Origin of the sequence: Saccharopolyspora mangrovi, assembly GCF_035320975.1 — a bacterium.
Taxonomy (GTDB): Bacteria; Actinomycetota; Actinomycetes; order Mycobacteriales; family Pseudonocardiaceae; genus Saccharopolyspora; species Saccharopolyspora mangrovi.
In genome coordinates, this window is sequence record NZ_JAWLNX010000027.1 from 21856 (window position 1) to 43760 (window position 21905).

A 21905-nucleotide genomic window follows, 5' to 3' on the forward strand; every position below is an offset into this window, starting at 1 on the left:
GACTCAGGCCCCCGCCGCGAAGTGGCTGATCAGCTGATAGCCGACCCCGTACAAGATGCCGCCGCCGAGGGCGCACAGCATCATGATCACGCCGATCTTGCCCGCGCGGTGGTGGTCGACCCACCGGCCACCGGCCCACACCAGCAGGCCGATGAAGAAGCCGACCATCAACGCCACGCCGGCGCCCCACTTGACGTTGCCGACGGCTTCGATGACCTTTTCGGAGCCGGGCGGGGCCACTGGTCCTGGGTTGGGGATCTGGGCCAGGACGGGCAGGGCCGTGTCTGCGAGCTGCTGGATCACCATGATGTGGCTCCCTTCGAGCGGCGGGACAGGCCAGGCAGCCGCCCGGCCGACGACGCCGTCTGGGGCAGCAGCTCCCAGCGGCGCAGCAATGGGGTGATGGCGGCGCGCAGCCGCGTCGGGGTGACCTCGGCGCGGATCCCGGAGGTGGCGATGTCCGGGTCGTGCGGCAGGAACAGCGCGTCGTCGAGCAGGGCCGACACGCGGCGTCCGGCGCTGCCGCGCACACCGGTGGGCCAGCGCTTCGCGCTGACAACCACCAGCTGGGTCGGCGGGGTCGTGGCACCGGAGCCGTTCCAGGCATCCAGGCGAGCCAGGACCTGTTCGGCGTGCAGCAGTGAGGGGCGGGTGGCCCGGCAGACCAGCACCGGCTTCGGCATCGGAGTCCCGGCACGCAGCCAGGCCCCGGCCCCGGCCAGTGGATGCGCGGCCACGCGCCAGGCGTCGTGACCGAGGTCGACTACGGTGGCCTGCACCGACTGGGCCTTCGGTTTGAAGAAGCGTGGGGGCGGCACCATGCCCGGGGTGATCACCGGGAGCTCGGTCTCAACCCGTGCGAGCAGCGCTTGGGCCCGCCAAGAGAACCGGATGCGCACCGAGGGATGCGGGCCGTCCAGGGCCGGGCCTTCCGAGCGGGCCGCGGCGGCCAGGCCGGAGCGCGCGGGATCGGCGGTATCGACCAGGAGCACGCGTTGCTCGGCGAGCTGCAACGCGTCGGCGAGCACGGCGGCGACCAGGGACGCTCCGGCGCCGGGTGAGGCGGCCAGCACCGGAATGAGCTCGCCGAATCCGGCCCAGTCCGCGTGGGTGTCGCTGATCGGCGAAAGGCCCTGTCGCTGCACGGCGGCCGCCGCCTGACCGGTCTGTGCGGCCGTGCGCAGGTCCGTCTGGTCGCCAGCGTCGTTGCCGGAGGATGTCGTCGTGGCAGCCGCAGCCCACTGCCCGGCTTCGACCGCGCCGACGATGTCTGCCGTGGGCAGCTCCGGCCACGCCGGGCTCGCGGCTCGGGCGAGGCAGCGGTCGCGGTTCTCGAGGCCGCCGGGTTCGGCGGGTGCCGGACTGGGCTGGTCAGCGAGGCCGTGGGGCTGCGTTTGCTCGGTATCGGCCGGGGAGGGAGCGCACGGCCACTGGGTGGCGGTGGCCGTGCGCTCCGGCTCCGGCAGCGACGGCGGTGTGGTGCCCGCCGCCGGTGGTTCCGAAGGCTCGCCCTGCTCGGTGCGGGCGAGTGAGGCGGTCGCGGCGTTGCGGAAACCGTTGTGCCCTAGCGAGTTCTGCCCTGAAGCAACCATGATTTCGTCTCCTTTCCCGGCCGGTGTGCGCAGGGCCGGGCGGTGATGAAGGCGCGTTGGTCCACGGCCTCGGGGTGCGTGCACCGGTCCGAGGCGCGATGTGGCGCGCGATCAGCGGCAGGGCAGGCCGGGCGATTCGAGGACGCGTTGTCCCTCACTCAGCACCCAAAGGGCTGCTGAGCTGCAAAAATCACGACAGTGATCGCTCCGGCGGGTGCGCCGGAAAAGGGATGCGTCACGGTGTGGCGGAATCACCAAAACCGCTTCCACCGCGGTCTGCCCGTATGGGACTTGCGTGGGTAGCGCTCGTTGAAGAGGGCGGTTCCAGCGCCGCCAGGAGCGCTACGTCAGGCGCAGATGCCCGAGTGGTTATTCATGCGGTACCTCCCGCGAAAGAGCTGGATCGGCTCCCACGCTGTTCGGCCGGCCCGCGGCCGGCGCACTCCCCTATTGGCGAAGGGCGGCCCCCACAGCCGTCCTTCACGCGACGGGCTCGTGTCCCGTCACTGCTCCGTCCGGGGCGATCAACTCTCCCCTGAGTGGCCGATGCCCCGGCGGATCCTGTCAGGTATTCTGGACAAGGTACTTCGAACGTAAGGTGACCCGGATTAGCTGTCAACTTTTCCGGACAGTTGACTTTGAAGTCCGCGATACAAGACACCATGTGGGTGAGAAGGTGGACACAGTGGCCGAGGCAGAGCGAGGCGAGGACTTCGCGGTCAAGCTCAGCCGGCTGTTTGAGAGCGTGAAACGCGAAGACGGCTCGAATTACAAGAAGCCGGAGGTCGCTGAGGCTGTCGGCGTGTCCCGCGCGTACCTCTATGACCTGATCAACGGCAAGAACAGGCCGAGCCACGACGTGGTCGTGGCGCTCGCAGAGTTTTTCCAGGTGCCGATCGAATACTTCTCCAACACCGAGCGAGGGCGCGAACTCAACCGCCAGTACGAGCTCCTGGCCCGCCTCGGTGAGCAGAACGTCCGGCAGCTGGCCACCCGCGCCAGCGAGCTCTCGCCGGACAAGCTGCGCAGCGTGATGGAGTTCATCGACTTCCAGGCGGGGCGGGACGACAACCCGTCCGAGTGAAGTGCACATCACCACCAGCTGGTTCTGCTCTGCATAAAGGCTTTCGCGCCCGCGAGGCGAGGTGCGCAAAAGAGCGACAGAACGTAAACGTGAAGGTGGACCAGACCTGCCGGGGGTGGGATGTGCACGTAGATCAGGGGACGGTGACGACCGAGGGGGCCAAGCTCTACTACGAAACGTGTGGAGAAGGCCCCCCGGTCTTGCTCGTCCAAGGTGGACTCAGCGAGGCCGGTGCGACCCAGCAGCTGGCGACGGAGTTGGCGCAGCAGCACCAGGTCATCAGCTACGACCGGCGCGGCTTGTCCCGCAGCACGGTTTCCCGCGACCCGCAGTCGCTGACGATGGCCACCCATGCCGACGACGCGGCCGCGTTGCTGGCCGCGCTGACCTCCGAACCTGCTCGCGTGGTCGGCCCCAGCATCGGCGCCGTGATTGGCCTGCACCTCACCGCCCGCCATCCCGACCAGGTGGCGCTCCTGGTCGCCCACGAGCCGCCGATGGCCTCGCTGGTGCGCGATCCCGACCAGGAAGCCGGGCTCGATGAGGTCGCCGAGCTCGCGCGCGAGGACGTCGGCGCCGCGATTCGCCGCTTCGTCGCTCTCGGCGGCCACCGCGAAGGAACACAGGAACCGGGAGCCGGTCCGGCCCCGCCGGTCGGGAACGGCGAGGCGAACTTGCGGCGCTTTTTCACCTACGACTTTCCCGCCGTGCGCACCGCCGCGCTCGATCTCGACCAGCTCGCGGGGCCAGCTCGGCCGCCGGTGATCGTGACCGGCGGCGAGGAATCGCGCGGCCAGTGGGAATACCGCTGCGCCCAGCAGCTCGCCGCCGAGCTCGACTGCAAGCTCGTCGAGATGCCGGGAGGCCACAACGGACTGGTCAGCCACCCGTGGGCGACAGCGGATGTGCTTCGCCGCCTGTTCACGGAGTCGATCGGATGAAGAACGACTCCCGAGGCTGGCGCAACGACCTGCAACTACGCCGAGGCGTGAAGAGCCTCTTGCGGGAACTCGAGCTCGACGCACCGCTGGATGTGCGCGAGCTGTGCAACCGCTTGGGGCAACGCCGCGGCCGCCCGATCAAGCTCCGCGCCTACCCGCTGCCCGCGCCGGGCGTGTTCGGGCTCTGGATCGGCACGGCGGACGCCGACTACATCCTGTACCAGCGCGACACCACGGTCGCGCACCAAGAACACATTATCCTGCACGAAATCGGCCACATCATCAGCGGCCACGGCAGCGATGAGGCCGACGACGACATCTGGCAGCAGATTTTTCCGAACATTCCCCCGGAAATCGTGCTGCGCGCGCTGCGCCGGGATGGCTATGGACCGGCGTTCGAGCGCGAGGCCGAGATGGTGGCCACGGTCATCAAGGAGTGGGCGACCCTGCTGGAGCGCTTGCAGTTCTCTCCCGATCGGAAAACCGATGCCGCCCGCCGACTGCGGGGGGCCTTCGACGACCACCAGGGATGGCTGTGATGGCGGTACCCAACCTGTTGATGTGGGCCGCGGCGACCGTCGCGGCGATCTGGAAACTCTCCCAGCTGGTCCGGGCACCACACGACAAGGGGCTCCGGGTCGTGACCATGTGCACCGTCCTGGTGTTCATCGCGCTCTCTGCGCAGCTGGCCGTCAGCATTCCGGCGGTTGCCGAGTTCTTCCCGAGCCAGTCACCGAAGCTGATCCAGAACGTCATCCTCACCTTCTTCTTTGCGCTGCTGCTGGTGTTGTTGCAGGCCAGCGTCGCCCCCTCAGCGGTCGGTTCGCGCGGGTGGCTTGAAGTCGTGTTCGCCCTGGTCGCCAGCGGTGGCCTGGTGGCGGCTTTCGCTGCGGCGGCCCCGGCCGACCGGGGCGCGAGCTACGAGCACGCCGGAGACTCACCGGCGGTGCTGGCCTTCTACCTGATCGGCAACCTCTACATGAGCTACGCGACCGCACGCGGCGCGTACCTCGCCTGGACCACGGCCGACCACACCCGCTCGCGCGCCCGCCTGAGCCTGCGTGTGGCGGCCGCCGGCCTGGCCGTAAACTGCCTCGGAACCCACACGCCCCGAGTCCTGTCCACCGCGGGACGGCTGGTCTCCGGCAAAGACCCCATCCCCGGCACCGCAACGTGGACAACCCCGATCTTGGCCATCGGGATCGTGGCGTTCTTCCTGGGAATCGGCTATCCCGGAGTCCGCACGGGCCTGGTCAAAGCCCGCATGTGGATCGAAGTGCGCCGCCACTACCGCCAACTGCGTCCGCTGTGGGCAGCGCTGTGCGCGCAGTTCGACAACATCGCACTGTTCGGGCAGGTCTCTCCACTGCGCGAAGCGCTCCAGCTCCGCCAGATGCGGCTGCGGTACTACCGGCGCGTCATCGAATGCCGGGACGGGCTGGTGTGTCTGAGCCCGTTCGTCGCCGAACCTGTTGACTCAAGCAGGACTCCCGAACAACAGGCCGAGATCGTGCGCGACGCGCTCACGCGCGCCGCCGCCGGTGAGGAAGTGTCGGTGGCCTCAGTGCTCGCGGCACCGGAAGCAGCAGGCATGGACGCCGATACCCAGCAGCTGCTGGCCCTGTCCCGCGCGTTCGGCCGCCTGGACAGCACCGATGCGCGACCAGTGTCCGGGACGACCAGCTCCACTAGCTGAAACCCCGCCGGGATCAGCGCCCGGTCAGGCAGCCGATCACGCACGTCCCACTCCAGCAACTCTGCCGGACTCCCGGCCGAACTCCTGCTTGGCACTTCTGCTGGCTCCGCGGGCCCGCCGATCAACGGGCGCAGGGGAAGCACCGTTTGACTGCGACGGAAATCGCACCATCCCGACTACCCTTCCATATATACCCGAGATTTGGGCGGGACTTCGGTGGGCTTTCCAAACACACTCAGAGCACGGAACAGGGGGCGACGGAGATGGACTGGGGCGACCGCTTCAACTGGGACGAACGAGCTGACCCGACCGGATGGACGGAAACCATTGTCGCTGCCGTTCTCCCCGACCGTAGGCCTGACGCCGAGCTAGAGATTCCCCCGCTTCCCGTTCCCGAGCTGGGACCGGTGGCAGACGGCTCATCAGCATTCAGCATGGGACGCATCGATCGTTCTGGCCGGATCGCCGCACGCAGCGTTCTCGACCGACTCAGTTGGTCACCCCACGATCGGCTCTCACTCACCACAGTCGCCGGAATCGTTGTGATCCGCCGGGACCCAGCAGACGGCACCGTCACGCTGCCAGGGCGCGGCTGCCTCGGGATTCCATCCAGAGTCAGGGGACGTTGTGGCATTGAGCCCGGCCGCAGCGTCCTGCTCACGGCCATGCCCAGCCACGATCTCGTCCTCCTATACCCAGAGGCCATGGTCGAACAGATGCTTCTCCTCTTCCACACCCAGGTCATCGCTCAGGACTGACATGCGCGCTGAAACCGACGAGGGAGACACTGAGGGAATCCGCGAGGAACTTGAGGCACTCCGCGTCCTCCTGGCGCGACTCAACCTAGCCCCCACCGATCTCACCACCACAGATCCGCCGACGCCGACATTCGAGCAGTACGTACCCCAGGTAGCGGCCTCGGTCAGCGTCGGCACCAGACGGACATATGGTCCCTACTGGCGACAACTCGTCGAACACTGGCCGCAACGTCGACTCACCGAGCCCACCAGTACCGAGATCCGGCTCCTCGCCGAACACGTCAAGGCACAGGCCCTCACCCGGCGCAACAGCCGCGGTGGCCGCAGCGCCGCCGAGCACTTCATCGCAGCGCTACGCCGCCTCTACGACCAAGCCGAAGCAGACGGCTTGCTCTCGGGAACCGCCAACCCAGCCAGTCGCGTACCGAAACCAACCAGGTTGCCTAGTACCCGGCGTGCCCTCTCCCATCGCCACCTCACCGAGATCAACCACATCGCCGCCACCACCGGCAACGACCCCGCTCTCGATTCACTCCTCCTGCGCTTCCACACCGAAACCGCATGCCGCCGCGCCGGCGCACTCACCCTCCGACCAGGCGACCTCGACGGCGAGCTCTGCGTCGTCCAACTGACCGAAAAGGGTGGCACACGACGAACACAACCCGTCTCCCCCAGCCTCATGCACCACCTACAGGCTCACATTCACCACCGCCACAACACGGACCCGAACAAGGCCGTATTCCGCTACCGCGACGGTCGACCCATCACCCGCCGCCGCTACGACCACCTCTGGAACCGCATCGGAGACCACCTACCCTGGGTGATCGCGCAGCAGATCAGCACGCACTGGATCCGCCACACGACACTCACCTGGGTCGAACGCCACTTCGGCTACGCCGTCGCCCGCGCCTACGCCGGCCACCAACCCCGCGGACACGAACCCACCGCCACGGCCACCTACATCCGCGCCGAGATCGAAGAAGTCGCCACCGCCCTCGCCGCGCTCACCGGCGAGGCACACCCCCTTGCACCGGAGAGCCAAGGCCCGTCCGTGGTGCCCCGGAACTAGCCACAAAATTCAATCTCAACTGAGACCATCAGCCAAACAGAACCCGGTAAGACATCGCGGAGATGGTCTTCACGGACATAGACGTTGCGGGGTGCCTTCTCCGGCTGTGGAGTGGCGGTGGTGAAACCATGACGACAGCGGTACCCCGCACGTCCGTGGACCCAGTGCGCATCCATCCGACGACCGCACTCACTACAGACACCAACCTAGCCAACACGTACTCGCGTGTGTCACCGGTCTTGGTAGGTCGCGCGGCCCGGACCCGCTGCACGGCGGTAAACGTCGCCTCATCGACCAACGGTGCATGTGCCAACCGTTCGGATATTTCCCAGTCGTTCACCAGGTTCGACCGCACCGGCCCCGAGCCTCGGCCGCTTGCTCGTCCCCCGGCGCCGTGTCCCTGGGTGGTCTGCCGGTTCCAGACCTTCGGTGAACGGGTCGGCGGGGTCGCCCGTCGGCGGCGTGCCGCAGGATCGAGTGTTGCCGTCGGCCAGTGCCGGTCAGCAGTCATTGCAGCCGTTCCCGCACCGCTTGGCGTTGTTGAGCTCCGCGGTCGTCGATGCTGTCGATTTCGGCGGCCAGCAGCTCGCGGTGCTGGGGCCGAAGACCCGCTCGATGAACAACCGGGTGACAACGTCGAGAATCGCGTCTTCGCGGAGATAGACCGCTCGATGGCGAGCGGCAAATCCTCTGCCGTGAGTCGAGCCCTCGCCAACGCGGGCCAGGTTTTGCGCGGCGACCGTGAGTACCAGCGCGAGCTGAAGGCATGCATAGTCACCACGTGGCGCGGGGCAGCGGTTGCGGACGGAGGAACTGGGCGAGGCCGGGCTCGCGGCCACCCGTTTTGCCACGGGACGACGCACCTGGCCGATGAGAAGAAGTCGACAGAGAGGGGCGGACCGGAGGCCGTCCTGGTCCTGAGTGGCGGCGCCGACGACCGGCTCGGTTGGCTCCGCCTGGGCGAAAACCATGGAGATGCTCTGGCTACAGGCCACCGCGGCGGGGACATCCGCATCCGTGATGACCCAAGCATTGCACCTGACCGACGTGCGCGCAGTTGAGCGAGGAACTCTGGCTGCTCGGGCCCACCCACTTGCTGATGTGTTTAGGTGGCCCTGCTGATCGGCGAATGCTCGCAGGGCGACTTCAGGAGTCTTCTCTGCGGTCTCTGGAGCCGTCCTCGCCATCATCGCGCACGAGTTCGTGGAGCACGTCGGCCGCAGCCCTGGCCGCGTCCGTGAACGGCTCGAGGACGATGTCGACTCCGGCAGCGCGCAGTTGTTCGGAGTCGTGCCGGGTGTGCGCGGTCAGCGCGATCTTGCCGCCGTAGTCGTGCTGCCGCAGCCCATGCAGCAGCGCCGCGTTCGTCTCCAACAACGGGATGGTGCTGATCACGAAACGCGCGCGTGACAACGAGAGCAATTCGAGCAAGTACGCGTCCTCAGCGCTTCCGTGCACCGCCGTGACCCCCTCGGCAGAGGTGCTCGCAACACGGTGCGGGTCGAAGTCCACGGCCAGCACGCGGTGCCCGGCACGGCCGAGCAGACCAGCGACGTGCCCGCCGAATCGACCGAGACCGTAGACGACGCCGTCGAACTCGGTCTCGGAATTGGTGGGATCAGCACGGGTACTACCCCGTTCGAAGACGAGGAGCACCCGTTCGAGGCGGTCGTAAATCCGGTGTGAGTACTGGATCAGATAACTCGACCCGCCGATCGTAACGAGCCCGACGACGGTGATGATGCTGACCGTGGTGTTGTCTATGTGCCCGAGCTCCAGGCCGAGCGCGGCGACGATCAGCGAGAACTCCGAGATCTGGGAGACCGCAAGTCCGGTGAGGAATGCGACCCGCACCGGGTAGCGCATCATCGTCATGATGGCCATGACGATGAGCGAGTGCGCGAGCAGGACGAACGCGGACAAGGCGGCGGCTTCGCCGAGTTGCCGCCCCACGTCGTCGAACTCCAGGTTGGCTCCCAGGTTCAGAAAGAAGAACAGCAGCAGGAAATCGCGCAGGCTCACCAGGCGGGCACCCAGCGCGTCGCGGTAGGGGGTGCCCGCCAGGGAAATGCCGGCGAGGAAGGCCCCCACCTCGGAGTTGAAGCCGAGTTGTTCGCTGGCGGCGGCGATCGACACGGCGTAGGCCACGCCGAAGAGCACGAGCAGTTCCTGGGAACGGGCAATCTGGTGCAGCAACACCGGCAGGACGTAATACATCAGCACCGCGATACCTGCGAGAAGCGCGGTTCCCTTGCCGAACACAAGTGCGACGTCGAGCGCCATGCCGGCGCCTGTCCTCTGACCGAATGCGGACAGCGCGATCATCACCAGGATCACGACGATGTCCTGGACAATGAGGAAGCCGACTGCGATGCGCCCGTGCAGGTGTTCCAGGTCTCCCCTGTCGGAGAGAAGCTTCACGACGATGATCGTGGAGGAGAAGGTTAGCGCGATGGCGACGTAGAGCGCTGGCACGAGGTCCATGCCCAGGGCACTCGCGATCAGATAACCAAGCAGTGCCGTGAAGACGACTTGGCCGAGGCCGGTGACGAGCGCGACGGACCCTGTCGTGCGGATCAGGTGCGGATCGAGCCGAAGGCCAACGAGGAACAACAGGATCGCGATGCCCAGGGTGGCCAGCAGTTCGATCGTGCCCTCCCCGGTCACCCAGCCGGTGCCGGTTGGACCGACGAGGATGCCGACGCCAATGAAGGCGACGATCAACGGTTGATGGAGGCGGATGGCGAGCACTCCCGCGGCTGCGCCGATGGCCAGCACCACCGCGATAAGCGGGAACGCGTGCATATCCACCGTCACCCCCGAAGCCGCGTGCCGCGAGCGCACCCCTCCCACGGCACGCCGAACAACGCCGCCGAGCCAAGAGCCGGACGCACATCGACCGCGTGACCGTTCCCGCCCACCACCAGGCTAGCGCCGCAAGGGTGAACGAGCCGTGTGCCGCCAGCCTGCTGCGGCGTGAAAGCGCGCCCGTCTGAATGCAACTGAGCGCTGCTAGTCCATCTCGGTATTGGCGTCCCCGTTCCGAGGGAGTGCGGGAGCTGTACCTCGTCACCGCTCGTGGGGTCGCAGGGCCGGCCCACCGCCCTCGTTGCCGCGCACTTGCGGCAACTCGACCCGGCCCCTGGTCGCTGCGCTCGACGGATGCGAACGGCCCTGCGGGGTGCCCAGGGACAGGCGCTGACGTGCTGCTGCGAGCCGTCGTCGATCCGTCTCACTTATACGACTGTTGCGCGGACTCCGAACCGTCCGCGGAGGAGGAACGTGCGAGCTACACGACGAGCCGCCTTGCCCTCCCGCGTCCTCGTCAGGTCCGAAGAGATACGCAGCATCGGCACACTTGTGCGTGTCATTGGGGCTGACTAGACCGCAAATCGGAACAGCGTTCTGCGTGACAAAGGGGGGACCGTGAGCCGACTTTGCCGCCACTCCGCACCCCTCGAGAAGGTAAGTCACCATCCTCATTGCGTCGGTTCGGTCGTAGCCGGAGACGAAGATGCACAGGTTGCCGATGGCCCGCATCGGAGTGCACCACCACACCGGAAGGTCTGTGTCGCTCGATGGCGCTGCGTAACGCAACCACGGCCAGGGATGACTTCGAGCCGTTGTTCGGTTCCTGGGAAACCTCTTCTCGGAATACCCCCAGGGGTTTGTTACGTTGGAGTGAGCGAAGGGAGTTGGTCGTGGTGGAGATGAAACCCGAGATGGTGGGAGACGCCTTGACCCGTCTGCGCCGGGCGCGGGGTCAGTTGAACGGCGTGATCGAGGCCATGGAAGAGGGGCGCGACTGCGCTGAGGTGCTGACCCAGCTCGCGGCTGTTTCGCGTGCTCTGGACCGTGCTGGGTTCAAGATCGTGGCCAGCGGCATGAGGTATTGCCGACAGGCTCGCGAGGACGGTGATGAACCGCCGATGACTGAGCAGGAGCTGGAGCGCCTGTTCCTTTCGCGGTTCCGCGCCGAGCTAGCAGCGTGGACCGGCCAGTCCGGTGACGCGTTGGAAGGAGTGCCCACCTCTGCCGCGGGCCCCCGTCCAGGGCCGCAGGACCAGTGGGTGCACCGGGACTTTTCGGCCGGGGTGTCACCGCGCCCAGAAGGAGTCGAGTACGAGTCCCACCCGTTGCTGGTCGTGCTGTGCACTCACCAGGAGAGCCCATATGCCGAACTACAAGCCGGGCAGGCTGTTCAGAACGTCTGGTTGACGGCGACCGCCCGCGGCCTGGCCGCCTCGATGATCTCGGAGGTCATCGAGGTGCCGGACACCCGCGACGAACTACGCCACCTGCTGGGCGGGACGCTGCATCCCCAGGCATTGTTGCAGATCGGCTACGGGGGCCCCACCGTTCCCGCTCCGCGCCGAGCCATCGACGATCTGATCCTCGAGTAGGACACAACCACCTGAATCTGCCAACGCATTCGCATCGCGGGCGACAAGACGAATTGCGGGAACCAGTCCCACCGATCAGACGCAGACCAGATCGCGCCCAAGGTTCTCTCGTGCCGACTGACCACAAGCGAGATTGAAATACTCAATCCCGTCGTCGCGGAGCGATGGCGGGATCAGGTCGTGGACGCACGCGGCCGCTGCGTGCCTTTCGGCCGCAGTGTCGACACCAGCGGGTGGGGCGGCGTAGTCACCACATCCTGTAACCCCAGGTGATCACGCAGAGGACCGTTTTCGCTGGTCTCCTGCCTGGCACTCGGTCGGCACTTCGACAACGCCATGCTCCTCGTCGCGGTCCCGGTCGGCGCGTCGGTCAGCTACACCGGAAAGGCCAGCTGTGTTCCGCTGGGTGGCAGCGCTGCGGGCGCCGCTACGAGCTGGAGCTGTTCGAGTATCCAGTCCGGGCCGAGGTAGACGATCACCAACCCGTTCGCGCAAAGATGATCGGCCACATCCTTGTCGTCGCCACTGACCTCCGGCAGCCGGGATCGCAGCCCGTCGAGTAGGTGTTCCTCCCTGACATAGACACTCTTGAGACCCGGTGCCTCGGCGCGGGCGCTGGTGCGACCGTGCCGGCAACGATAACCGGGGCGGTTGTGCGCCCAGTGCGAATCCAACCTCGATCACACGCCCCACACACCACCGACCCCGCCAACAGATACGTCCAGATCCCACCGTCCTGAGGTTTCCTCGCCGCCCGGATGCCCTGCACCGAACGAAACGTCACCTCCTCCACCAACGCCGCATGGGCCGGCGCGTGCGACACCACCCACTCCCCCGAGTCCATACGGCGCCCCGTACCACCGGCACGACGCGCCGCCCCAGGACCTTGGACCGTGCCGGTGCGGTTCCACACCTGCCTGCCCGTCTAACGCGGATTCTCCAGAATCCCCGCTACCGTCGGCGTTCTCCACGCCCGGTCCGAACGATGCCGATTCCGCTCCGGATCCGCACCCGACGGACACGGCACCCTACGATCATTGAGCTCCCGCGCGATCCCAGCAATGCTCCGACCCGCCACACGCAGCGCAAAGATCCACCGCACCCACGGACCCGTCACCGGATCCGGCTCCAACTGATGCAACCGACGCCCCCACCGCGCATGCTCCGCAATCGGATGCGGACCCACATCCACAAGCCGATACCCATACGGCTGACGACCACCACGGAAATGCCCCTGCGACCCCGTCTGAGCTGGCATCGCGGCCTTCACCAGATACTGAGCCCGCGCCACTCACGCTGAGGCCTGCGCACCCAGCAACACGTTGCGCAACGCGGCCACTGCCAGCGAGCTTGATCGCTTCGAGTTTGATCTGGTCTTACTCGGTGCTGCTGCCGAACGTCCAGACCGCCGGACACGTTTGCCGCCTCGCCGCGAACCTGTACCGGATCAGTACCTGACCATCGCCAAGCCGCGCGCAGCCCTCACTCGCTCGAGCGCGGTGAGCGAAGCGGCGCGGGCGCAGGTCAAGACGCAGTGACCTCGCGGGCGATGCTGTCCCGCCGCGACCCGCTGAACAGCTGCGCGGGACCATCGCCACCGTCGCCGGCGGTGTCGGCCCGTGGCTGAACGTTCCACTCGTCGACCGGCCGGCGGCTGGTGACCGGGTCCGGGTATCCGTCCTTGCACCCGAACGCAGTGAGCCGATTCAGGCTTTCGTCTCTGGTTGCTGCCCCCTCGACTTCCCTGCGGAAACCTTGCTCCGCAGGCCACCCCCCATCGTATACTGACCGTACGTACGGTCCATAACCGTAAATGGGGAGGCTTGCCTGTGCCCGACCTCGGTGCCGTCGGCCTCGGCCCTGCCTCGCAACGCCACCGGGAAAAACTCAAACGTGAGCTACGTTCCAGCTTCCATGCCTGATAGAGGGCGAGTGGAGGAGTCTCCATGGGGCTCGTCGAGTGTCCGTCGGGAGCAAGATTTCCGTTCCGTACCAGCGCCCAGTTTGGACGATCCCGTCCGGGTGGGTTAGTCCGGCTGAACATGAGCGAAGGAGCATCTTATGAAGCTCGGCTATCATCTCGGTTACTGGTCCTCCGGGCCGCCCCGCAACGCCGCTGCGCTCGTTCGAGAGGTCGAGGATCTGGGATACGAATCGATTTTCAGCGCAGAGAGCTACGGTTCCGACTGTTTCACTCCGCTCGCTTGGTGGGGCGTAGGAACAAGTCGAGTTCGTTTGGGAACCAATGTGACCCAACTCTCCGCACGCACTCCCGCGGCCACTGCGATGGCCGCGATGACCCTTGACCACCTCAGTGGCGGTCGATTCGTTCTGGGGCTCGGCGTTTCTGGCCCGCAGGTCGTCGAGGGATAGTACGGTGCACCGTACGCAAAACCGCTGGCCCGCACCCGTGAGTATGTTGATATCGTTCGGCGGGTCGTCGCACGGGATGCGCCTGTGGAGTCTGACGGGCCGCATTATCCGCTACCCGTCCGCGGCGGCACCGGGCTGGGCAAGCCGCTACGGTCCACTCTGCATCCCCGCCGTCGGGATCTGCCGATCTACCTAGGCGCGGAGGGCCCTAAGAACGTCGCGCTGGCCGCCGAGATCGCCGACGGCTGGCTGCCCTTATTCTTTCCCCTAAGTCCGATGAGTTCTATCGCTCCGCGCTTGCCGAGGGCTTCGCCCGGCCCGGGGCCCGCCGTACCGCTGCTGACTTTGAGGTCGCTGCGTCAGTCCCCATGATTGTCGACGACGACGTCGAGCGCGCTGCCGACCGTGTCCGTCCGCTGCTCGCCCTCTATGTCGGGGGTATGGGCGCGAAGGGCACGAACTTCCATCTCGATGTGTTCGCACGCATGGGTTGGGAAGCAGTCTGCGCCACTGTGCAGGATCTCTACCTCTCTGGGCGCAAGGCTGAGGCCGCCGCCGCGATACCGCAGGAGATGATTGACGACGTTGCTCTCGTGGGCCCTGCCGAGCGGGTGCGGGAGCAGGTCCACCAGTGGGAGAAGACGACGGTAACCACTCTGCTGGTCCAGTCCACTCCCTTCGCGGGCGACGATCTCGCGGCCTGCGGGCAATCGCGGAAGCCCTTCTGTAGTCGAATTCGATCATCACAAATGATCGACTCCGAGAACGCATGCCACGCATCGAGCTCATCAAGGTGGAGCCATCAGTTCGGACAGCAGTGGGACCGCCATATCCCATGGTGCGCCGCTCGCGGCACCGCCCGTGCGAACTGCGCGCCACCGAGACAGACGCCCCCAAACCGGTGCGGTGTGACGTTTCCGCCCGAGGGGAGAGAATTTTCGGGGCCCGGTGGATAAGTCGGTGTGGCGTAGCGGGCGTGGCCGCAGGCCGCGCCCTGTGCACGCGCTCGGTCAACAGCGAAGGGGCACTGTCGGCGGTGACGGCGCCCGCTGAGCGTTGTAATTCCGAAGCTCCTGGCAAGGCGTCTCAGCAAAAGGGAAGACCGTTCCCAGGCGGAGACCTTGGCGTCCGCATCAGATTGCGAGATGGTGGCGGCCCGGGCGCTGGAGTTGAGCTGGCCGATGAGGGCGCGAGATGCGTTGTCGAGTCCGTCGAGGATGTCTTGGCGCGCGATGATTTCGCCGTTGACGATCCAGGTGGCGAGGCGTTGTTCGGCGTTCTCGAACTAATTCGAGTCCCTGGAGCCTCGGCACAAAGTCGAGATCCACAACCTGACAGGCGGGTTCGCGACCTGTCGCAAGTTCGGCCCGATGGCCCGCAACTATGCTGCGGCCCGGCTGATGACCGAGGTGGGCCGCGGGTCAACGAGACTCGCCACCTCATCTCCCATGTGATGCGCGCCTTGGTCGAGTGGAACCACCTGGAGCCAGCGCTTGTCGACGATGTGCTTGGTAGCAAGCGCTCAACATCACCCGCAGGGCCGTGCTGAGCGCCGGTTTCCCCGAGGCTGTTCCCGCCACCGCGATCGACGCTAGTGCGGTCCGAGCCAGCAGGCCGACTCGCATGCCGTTACCGCCTCCATTAGCGATGGCTTGTGCAGCAAGGTAAATCCGACATCGACCGCCGCCGCACGAACGTCGGCATCGGACATACAGGGACGCTACGACCGGGAACCAGTGGCGGGCAGGTACTCCCTCGAAATGCTGAAGGCGGGGTCAGGACAGGTCGACCTCGTGGCAGCCCGCAATGGTCTGTGCCCCCTCGACGCGGTCGGCAAGCCACTGGACACCGCGCTGGGACCCGAGGATGTTCGCGGAGATGTGCTCTGTGGCGGGGATGGTCTCGTACTGGACCGATGCTCCCTGAGTGCACCAGTCGTGGTAGAGCATCTCCGCTTGGGCGATCGGGACAATGTTGTCCGCCGTGCCGTGGTAGAGATAGGCGGGCGCGCCGGGTTTCTTCGTGCCGAGCTGGGAAGCTCGGTAGGCATTCTGCCACGCCGGGTCGGAGAGGACGTCAGGGTTGGTGACCTGACCAACGGTGGTGGTGCCGAACCCGGCGAACAACTCGACGACGCACGACTGCTTGACCTGGTCGAGGATCTGCTTGCCCTCGGGCGTCAGCTTGCTGTCCAGGTCAAGCTCGGGTTTGCCGTGGTTCAGACCGACCAGGGATGCCAGCGCGAAGCCGGCACCAGCAGTCGGGTTGCCGTTGAGGTGGTTGACCTCCAGCAGCATGTCGGTCGGTGTGCCACCGGCCAGCACTGCCTTGAGGTGCTGCTCGGGTGCGTAGGTTGGCTGGAGTTCGGCCGCCCAGGCCGCGGCCTGACCCCCCTGCGAGTAGCCGGAGATACCCACGGGCGAGTCCGGAGACACGCCTGAGCCCTTGATGTGCTCGGCGGCGCGAAGCGCGTCCAGCCCGTTGCGCCCCTCGGACTGCCCGACCAGGTACGACGGGTCTCCGGGGGTGCCCTGTCCCTCGTAGTCGGTTACGACGACGGAGATGCCGCGGGCCAGCAACTGCTGGTACTCAGGCATCGCGTACTCGGGGCTACCCGGGTTGGCTTGCAGCGGGTTGGCCTGCTTTGACGGCGCGCACCTGTCGTCGAGACCCCGGGTGCCGGGAGTGTGGACGACCAGCGGGTTGTCGTTGCCCGGCTTCTGCAGCAACGGAGTCAGCAGCATCCCGGTCACCGGCACCAGCTTGTCGTGGATGTCGGTCGAGAGGTACATGATCTGCTGAACGCGGGCGTCCGGATACGACGAAAGCGGAACGTCCCGCGTCCTGATCACATCACCGGGCTTGCCGTCGGGCAGCGGCGAAGGCGGGACGTAGAAAACGTCGTCGCTCAGTGGCGGCGCCGGCAACGCCGGAACGGGCGGGGTTGGAAGCCCCGCCGAAGCCACACCACCGCCCACAACCAGCGCCAGCACTACTGTCACCAGGGGAGCAGTGCTCCTGACCACCTTCGGTCTACGACGTGGGTGCATCACTTTATCCCCGTTTCAATCGTTGCCTCGCAAAGAGGGAGCGACCGCTGTTGCGATTCGAGTTGGGCCCGGCAAACGTTATGTTTCGGCTCATGAGGCGACCTGGAGTGATTCAGGACGGGGTGGCAATGGCTCACTCGCCACCCAGATCGCGCGCGGCCTGCTTGATGGCTTCACGAATGCGGAAGTAAGTGCCACAGCGACAGACGTTCTCGATCTCCTCGATGTCCGCGTCGCTGGGGTTAGGATTGCGTGTGAGCAGGTCGACCGCGGCCATGATCTGCCCGGGTTGGCAGTAACCGCACTCGGCAACGTCCTGGTCCAGCCACGCCTGCTGCACGGGGTGCAGTTCGTCGCCGTCTGCGAGGCCCTCGATGGTGGTGACGTTCTTGTCCGCGCACTCCGAGACCGGGGTAACGCAGGGGTTGAAGGCCTTGCCGTCGAGGTGGCTGGTGCAGGCCTTGCAGACGTTGATGCCGCAGCCGAACTTGGGCCCGGTAATGCCGAGCTTGTCCCGCAGCACCCAGAGCATCGCCAGGTCGGCGGGCGCGTCGACCGTTGTCTGTTTGCCGTTGACGGTGAATGTGTAAGTGGGCACAGGAGACTCCGGTCAGTTGGGCGGGAAGGGGTTGAAGTCGACGTCGAAGTTGATCGGGAAGTGGCGCGGCCACGTGCCGGTCGCCCGCGCGTAGGCGCAGGCAATGGCACCGACGGCGGCCGGCACCGGCAGCTCGCCGACGCCGCCGGGTTCCTCCCGGCTGGGCGGCATCACGAACACCTTCACCTCGCGCGGGCTGTCCTTCTGCCTGGCGAAGTGCGACTGCGAGTAGCTCCCCTCCAGCGGAAGCCCGTCCTTGATGTGCAGCCCGGCGCGCAGGGTGGTGGAGATGCCGTCGGTCAAGCCGCTGATCATCTGCGCCTCGATCCCGAGCGGGTTGATCGGACGACCGACGTCGGCAGCGATCGTGGCCCGATACACCCGGGGCCGCCGCGGGTCGGTGGCGTCCATCTCGACTAGGAAGGCGCACGACGAGCGGTGTTCGACGTGCAGCGCGATCCCCTGCGCGTGCCCAGACGGCATCTTTCGGCCCCAGCCGCCCTCGGTGGCGACCTTGTCCAGCACCGCACGGGCGTCGTCGTGCTTGAGGTACTCGCGGCGGAACATGTGGGCGTCCTTGCCGAGCTTGGCAGCGATCTGATCCACCACCAGTTCCTCGGCACCCCGCACCATCGCCGAGTACACCGACCGCCACGACGCGGTGTTGAGATGGATGTCTTCTGGCTCGTGCAGCACCTCGGTGACGGCGCCGAAGTTGTAGGGGCACTCGACCATCAGGTTGAAGAAGCTCTGCGCGTAGGTGTAGTTGCCCGCGCCGCCGGAGAGCTTCGCGGTGATCAGCTCGCCGATCCCGTGACTGAAGTCGGTCTTGGTCTCAGTGATCCGGTGCTCGTAGGACGCCACCTGGCCGCCCGCGACGGTGGCCCGCACCCGGTGGAAGCTCGGCCCGCGCATCCGTCCGTGCCGCATGTCGTCGGTACGGGTCCACATCAACTTCACCGGCCGCCCGAACGCCTTGGAGGCCCGTGCCGCTTCCATGGCGCCGTCATGGAACAGCCGTCGCCCGAACGCGCCACCTGACTGCACCACATGCACCTTCACCGCGTCCTGCGGCAGTCCGAGGTCCTCGGCGATGACCTGCTGGGCGAAGATCGGCGTCTGCAGCCCGGACCAGATCTCCGCGCGGTCAGCCCGCACGTCGGCGACGGCCGTATTGCTCTCCAGGGGCGCGTGGCTAACCGGCGCGAACCGGAACTCCGCGTCGATCGTGTCGACCAGACCATCCGGCACCGCCAGCGGGACCGTCGCCGCTTCGAGCTTGGCGAAGATGTCGTCGTTGGACAGGCCGTCGACCGTGCCCGGGTTCCAGTCGACCCGCAGCGCCTTCTTCGCGTCCCACGCCTGCCCGAACGTATCGGCCAAGATGGCCACCCCGGACTCGATCACCGCGATGTCGATCACGCCGGGCATCGCCCGCACCTCGGCATCGTTGCGCAACCGTTTCGGTGTCCCCTGGATCGTCGGCGCCCGGTGCACCAGGCACGGCTTGGCACCCGGAATCACGTCGAGGTCGAGGGTGTAGTGGAACTGCCCGGTCACCATCTTGCGCGCGTCGATCCGGCCTGCCGGTTTGCCGATCACGCTGAACTCCGCCGCCGATTTCGTCTTGACGCCGGTCAGGCTCAGTCCCGGATCGGCAGCGGCAGCCGCGAGCGATCCGTACGTCGCCGTGCGCCCGTCCGGAGCCGCTACCAGGCCGTCTCTGGTAGTCAGCTGCCCTACCGAGATGTCCCACTGGCGCGCCGCCGCCGCGACCATCCGCGCCCGCGCCTCGGCCGCAGCCTGCCGGATGGGTCCGTACACCGTCCGCATCGCGGTCGACCCGCCAGTAAGCTGGTTGAACAGCAGCGCCGGGTCGGCGTCGCGCAGCGGGACGTGCACCTTCGACAGCGGCAGGTTCAGCTCCTCGGCCACCAGCATCGCGCAGGCCGTGGTGATGCCCTGACCGACTTCCATGCGGTGCAGCCACAACGATGCCTCGCCCTGCTCGCTGACCTCGAGCAACACCATGTTCTTCGTCGGCTCACAGGCGTTCTTGTAGAAGTCTCCGACGTCATACAGCTCGGATGGTCGGGGCGGGCTCGGAACCGCCTCGGCGGCTTCGCCACCCAGACCCCACCGCGCGGCCACCGTCACCGTAGGCGCCGCGACGAGGTACGTCAGGAACCGCCTGCGCCCCATCCGCGCCTTGCTGCGGGCATCCTCCGTCATTGGAGCCTCCCTGCGTATTGACCGCACAGACGGTCAGTCTTGTGATCAATGTAGGTAGATGTTCTTCGTCTCGCAAGCAGTAGGCGGGGTCAGGACACCTGTGCGTCAGCCACCGACACTCCGGCGATGGGCTGTGACCACTGTCGCGAACATGGCCCCAGCCATCGCGCACCGTCCTCCTCAGCCGCGGCTTCCTGAGCCGACGAGGACGGGTCGGGACACCGAAGGGATCTCGCCACGCTCAGAGTCCCGGTTGGCGAACAGCATGTACGGGCCGGGCGGAAGTACCGCGTTGTCCGGCACGGCCAGCGTCAGCGTGTTACCGGATCGCTCGACGACTGCCAGCTCGACGGTGCGCTGGTCGGGATCGACCAGATGCGTCATCGACGGGCTGCGCACCATGCGGACGCTGCTGACGTCGGTCGGGCTGTCCACAACGACCTTCATCGTGCCGCCGTTGACCACGTCGGCCGGAGCCGCCGTGATCTCCGGCCGCTCACCCCAGTGCAGATAGGGCGGGGAGAAGATCTGGAAGCTCGGGTCGGTCGTGTTCCGGCTCGTGCCCACCGCGTCGTGCAACATGTTGTTCTGCGGCCCGAACATCAACGGGAAAGGGGCATGCCCGCCGAGCATCACCCTGCCATCCGGCAGCAGGGTCGCAGTCGTGTGGTAAGTCCGGCCCTGGGTCTGGGCCGCGGTCGTGGTCCACTTGCCGGTCTCCGGGTCGAAGATCTCGGTATCACGGATCGGGAAGCCGAGGCCAGGACTGACATCCTCGTCGACATTGGCTCCGTTAGCGACGAACACCTTACCGTCGGGCAGCACCACCGCGTTGGCGTACCAGCGCGGGTGGTGCATCGGCTCGACCGACTTGCTGGAGAACTTGTCATCGTTCGCGGTGTCGATGGTGTTGAGCGTGGCGCTGTTGGAGCCCAGGTAGGTCCCCGGAGTCATGCCAAGGACACCGCCGCCGGACAGGACATTGGCCGAGTTGTACTTGCCGTCCTGGTCGGGCTTGAGCGTCAGCATGACCGAGAACCCAGAACCGCGGAACCCTGCGGGAGCACCATTGATCACGGGGACGCCTAGATTTTTCCAGGACTGCTTGGCCGGGTCGTAGACGCTGGTCATGTTCCACGTGGCCTCGTCGTAGGCCTCGCCCATCGGGTTGAAGGCCTGCCCCGCCGCGTCGTAATACACCTTGCCGTTGGGCAACAGGTGAATCCGCGGGTACAGCGGCAGCGATTTGTCCGCGGTCGAGGGGTTTTTCGTCCACGTACCGGTGGCCGGGTCGTAGGTCTCGGTCTGGCGGACGTTGGTCATCCAGTCGGCGACCGGGCTGTCCGGGTAGATGGGCTTGACCAGCTTGCGCACGCCGCTGACGGTGAGTGCCTTGCCGCTGGGCAAGGTGACCGTCGACGGGTACCACCGGCCGTAGCTCATGTCGGCGGCAGGCTCGAACGTGTTGGTCTTCGGGTCGAAGATGCGGGTGTTCTTGATCCCCGCCGGCTCGAGCACGCCGTAGCCGGTGCCCGGAATGCTGGGTTCGGCGTAGTAGGCGGTACCCCCGTTGATCAACAGTCGTCCGTCGGGCAGGAAGACGTGGGCCGCGCAGAACAGGTTTCCGTCGTTGGCTTTGTTTTCGTTGTCGTGCGGGATGAGCGGCAGGTACTCGGCGTTCTCGTCGTATCCGCCCGGGTTGGCGCTGGTGTCCTCGGGCCTCGGCACGGACCAGGACGGTTCTGGGCCGGACAGATCCATCACCCGAGCCTGATCGCCCATCGCCTTCTGGCCTAACTCCAGAACCACGTTGAGTCCGACGTGGTTCATGCCCTCGATGCCGTCCCAGTACAGGATCTTGCCGTTGGGCAGGACCGCGAGGCTCACCGCAGTCGGCTTGCAACGCTCCTCTGAGGTGTCGTGGGCCTCGGCGCACTCATGGCCCGACGGGTCGGCGAACACCACGCCAAAGGCGCCGATGTCTTCCGGATATGACGTCTCCGCGGACGCCGGCACGATGAATGGCAAGGTGCCCGCCGTAACGAGAGTGACCGCGGCAACGGCAAAAGAACGTCGCATGAGAGGCCTCGCTTCGACTTGTGCGGGAAC

General features: G+C 66.6%; 17 protein-coding genes and 4 pseudogenes. 10 read left to right on the plus strand and 11 right to left on the minus strand.

Going from position 1 to position 21905, the window contains the following annotated elements; translation table 11 throughout:
- Positions 1-3: 3 nt before the first annotated feature.
- Both R4I43_RS28310 and R4I43_RS28315 read right to left on the minus strand, forming a co-directional pair.
- Positions 4-306, minus strand: coding sequence for a hypothetical protein (locus tag R4I43_RS28310; protein WP_210972632.1), 303 nt, complete (start codon positions 304-306; stop codon positions 4-6).
- The gene (locus tag R4I43_RS28315) at positions 300-1592 is read right to left on the minus strand and encodes a hypothetical protein (protein ID WP_324268756.1); all 1293 of its coding nucleotides are present in this window, start codon (positions 1590-1592) and stop codon (positions 300-302) included. Before R4I43_RS28315 ends, R4I43_RS28310 begins: the two co-directional genes overlap by 7 nt.
- A 685-nt stretch (positions 1593-2277) precedes the next feature.
- Between R4I43_RS28315 and R4I43_RS28320 the strand changes: the two genes are divergently transcribed.
- The 6 genes from R4I43_RS28320 (at position 2278) to R4I43_RS28345 (ending at position 7140) form a co-directional block, all read left to right on the plus strand.
- On the plus strand, positions 2278-2676 hold the full coding sequence (locus R4I43_RS28320; RefSeq protein WP_307870631.1) for a helix-turn-helix domain-containing protein: 399 nt from the start codon (positions 2278-2280) through the stop codon (positions 2674-2676).
- A 143-nt stretch (positions 2677-2819) separates the two neighbouring features.
- Entirely contained in the window at positions 2820-3617 is a 798-nt protein-coding gene (locus R4I43_RS28325) for an alpha/beta fold hydrolase (protein WP_324268757.1), read from the plus strand.
- Positions 3614-4156: a hypothetical protein gene (locus R4I43_RS28330; protein ID WP_324268758.1), complete on the plus strand. Its 543-nt coding sequence runs from the start codon at positions 3614-3616 to the stop codon at positions 4154-4156. Before R4I43_RS28325 ends, R4I43_RS28330 begins: the two co-directional genes overlap by 4 nt.
- On the plus strand, positions 4156-5313 hold the full coding sequence (locus R4I43_RS28335) for an MAB_1171c family putative transporter (RefSeq protein WP_324268759.1): 1158 nt from the start codon (positions 4156-4158) through the stop codon (positions 5311-5313). The genes R4I43_RS28330 and R4I43_RS28335 overlap by 1 nt, the downstream gene beginning before the upstream one ends.
- Positions 5314-5576: 263 nt before the next feature.
- On the plus strand, positions 5577-6071 hold the full coding sequence (locus tag R4I43_RS28340) for a hypothetical protein (protein WP_324268760.1): 495 nt from the start codon (positions 5577-5579) through the stop codon (positions 6069-6071).
- Between the two features lies 1 nt (position 6072).
- Positions 6073-7140 (plus strand): tyrosine-type recombinase/integrase, encoded by a 1068-nt coding sequence (locus R4I43_RS28345; RefSeq protein WP_324268761.1) that lies wholly within the window; start codon positions 6073-6075, stop codon positions 7138-7140.
- On the opposite strand, the pseudogene R4I43_RS34430 reads toward R4I43_RS28345, so the two are convergent.
- From R4I43_RS34430 to R4I43_RS28355, 3 genes and pseudogenes are all read right to left on the minus strand, one after another.
- Positions 7137-7328: pseudogene (locus R4I43_RS34430) on the minus strand (hypothetical protein); the annotation flags it as partial. The gene R4I43_RS28345 and the pseudogene R4I43_RS34430 sit on opposite strands and share 4 nt — an antisense overlap.
- A 312-nt stretch (positions 7329-7640) precedes the next feature.
- A complete protein-coding gene (locus tag R4I43_RS28350) occupies positions 7641-8111 on the minus strand; it encodes a hypothetical protein (protein ID WP_324268762.1) in 471 nt (156 codons plus the stop codon).
- Positions 8112-8286: 175 nt separating this feature from the next.
- Complete coding sequence (locus tag R4I43_RS28355; protein ID WP_324268763.1) at positions 8287-9984, minus strand: cation:proton antiporter; 1698 nt, start codon at positions 9982-9984, stop codon at positions 8287-8289.
- Between the two features lie 860 nt (positions 9985-10844).
- Between R4I43_RS28355 and R4I43_RS28360 the strand changes: the two are divergent.
- Positions 10845-11105 (plus strand): annotated as a pseudogene (locus R4I43_RS28360) (metal-sensitive transcriptional regulator); the annotation flags it as partial.
- Between the two features lie 210 nt (positions 11106-11315).
- Positions 11316-11543: pseudogene (locus R4I43_RS28365) on the plus strand (nitroreductase family protein); the annotation flags it as partial.
- Between the two features lie 374 nt (positions 11544-11917).
- On the opposite strand, the gene R4I43_RS28370 reads toward R4I43_RS28365, so the two are convergent.
- Together R4I43_RS28370 and R4I43_RS34435 are read right to left on the minus strand one after the other, a co-directional pair.
- Positions 11918-12217: a hypothetical protein gene (locus tag R4I43_RS28370; RefSeq protein WP_324268764.1), complete on the minus strand. Its 300-nt coding sequence runs from the start codon at positions 12215-12217 to the stop codon at positions 11918-11920.
- Between the two features lie 251 nt (positions 12218-12468).
- Positions 12469-12801, minus strand: coding sequence for a recombinase family protein (locus R4I43_RS34435; protein ID WP_407691328.1), 333 nt, complete (start codon positions 12799-12801; stop codon positions 12469-12471).
- 64 nt (positions 12802-12865) lie between these two features.
- On the opposite strand from R4I43_RS34435, the gene R4I43_RS28375 reads away from it, so the two are divergent.
- Positions 12866-13081: a hypothetical protein gene (locus R4I43_RS28375; RefSeq protein WP_324268765.1), complete on the plus strand. Its 216-nt coding sequence runs from the start codon at positions 12866-12868 to the stop codon at positions 13079-13081.
- A 523-nt stretch (positions 13082-13604) separates the two neighbouring features.
- Positions 13605-14872 (plus strand): annotated as a pseudogene (locus R4I43_RS28380) (LLM class F420-dependent oxidoreductase).
- An 819-nt stretch (positions 14873-15691) separates the two neighbouring features.
- On the opposite strand, the gene R4I43_RS28385 reads toward R4I43_RS28380, so the two are convergent.
- The 4 genes from R4I43_RS28385 to R4I43_RS28400 all read right to left on the minus strand — a co-directional run bounded on the left by R4I43_RS28385 (position 15692) and on the right by R4I43_RS28400 (position 21824).
- Positions 15692-16918: a lipase family protein gene (locus R4I43_RS28385; RefSeq protein WP_324268766.1), complete on the minus strand. Its 1227-nt coding sequence runs from the start codon at positions 16916-16918 to the stop codon at positions 15692-15694.
- Between the two features lie 181 nt (positions 16919-17099).
- The gene (locus R4I43_RS28390; RefSeq protein WP_324268767.1) at positions 17100-17564 is read right to left on the minus strand and encodes a (2Fe-2S)-binding protein; all 465 of its coding nucleotides are present in this window, start codon (positions 17562-17564) and stop codon (positions 17100-17102) included.
- Positions 17565-17576: 12 nt separating this feature from the next.
- On the minus strand, positions 17577-19796 hold the full coding sequence (locus R4I43_RS28395) for a xanthine dehydrogenase family protein molybdopterin-binding subunit (protein WP_324268768.1): 2220 nt from the start codon (positions 19794-19796) through the stop codon (positions 17577-17579).
- Between the two features lie 180 nt (positions 19797-19976).
- The gene (locus R4I43_RS28400; RefSeq protein ID WP_324268769.1) at positions 19977-21824 is read right to left on the minus strand and encodes a galactose oxidase-like domain-containing protein; all 1848 of its coding nucleotides are present in this window, start codon (positions 21822-21824) and stop codon (positions 19977-19979) included.
- Positions 21825-21905: the final 81 nt, after the last annotated feature.

What these genes read in the sequence shown, in the direction of transcription:
- R4I43_RS28310 (WP_210972632.1), bottom strand. Translation starts at nt 306, where the DNA reads ATGGTGATCCAGCAGCTCGCAGACACGGCCCTGCCCGTCCTGGCCCAG.
- R4I43_RS28315 (WP_324268756.1), bottom strand. Translation starts at nt 1,592, where the DNA reads ATGGTTGCTTCAGGGCAGAACTCGCTAGGGCACAACGGTTTCCGCAAC.
- R4I43_RS28330 (WP_324268758.1), top strand. Translation starts at nt 3,614, where the DNA reads ATGAAGAACGACTCCCGAGGCTGGCGCAACGACCTGCAACTACGCCGA.
- R4I43_RS28335 (WP_324268759.1), top strand. Translation starts at nt 4,156, where the DNA reads ATGGCGGTACCCAACCTGTTGATGTGGGCCGCGGCGACCGTCGCGGCG.
- R4I43_RS28340 (WP_324268760.1), top strand. Translation starts at nt 5,577, where the DNA reads ATGGACTGGGGCGACCGCTTCAACTGGGACGAACGAGCTGACCCGACC.
- R4I43_RS28345 (WP_324268761.1), top strand. Translation starts at nt 6,073, where the DNA reads ATGCGCGCTGAAACCGACGAGGGAGACACTGAGGGAATCCGCGAGGAA.
- R4I43_RS28350 (WP_324268762.1), bottom strand. Translation starts at nt 8,111, where the DNA reads ATGGTTTTCGCCCAGGCGGAGCCAACCGAGCCGGTCGTCGGCGCCGCC.
- R4I43_RS34435 (WP_407691328.1), bottom strand. Translation starts at nt 12,801, where the DNA reads ATGCCAGCTCAGACGGGGTCGCAGGGGCATTTCCGTGGTGGTCGTCAG.
- R4I43_RS28395 (WP_324268768.1), bottom strand. Translation starts at nt 19,796, where the DNA reads ATGACGGAGGATGCCCGCAGCAAGGCGCGGATGGGGCGCAGGCGGTTC.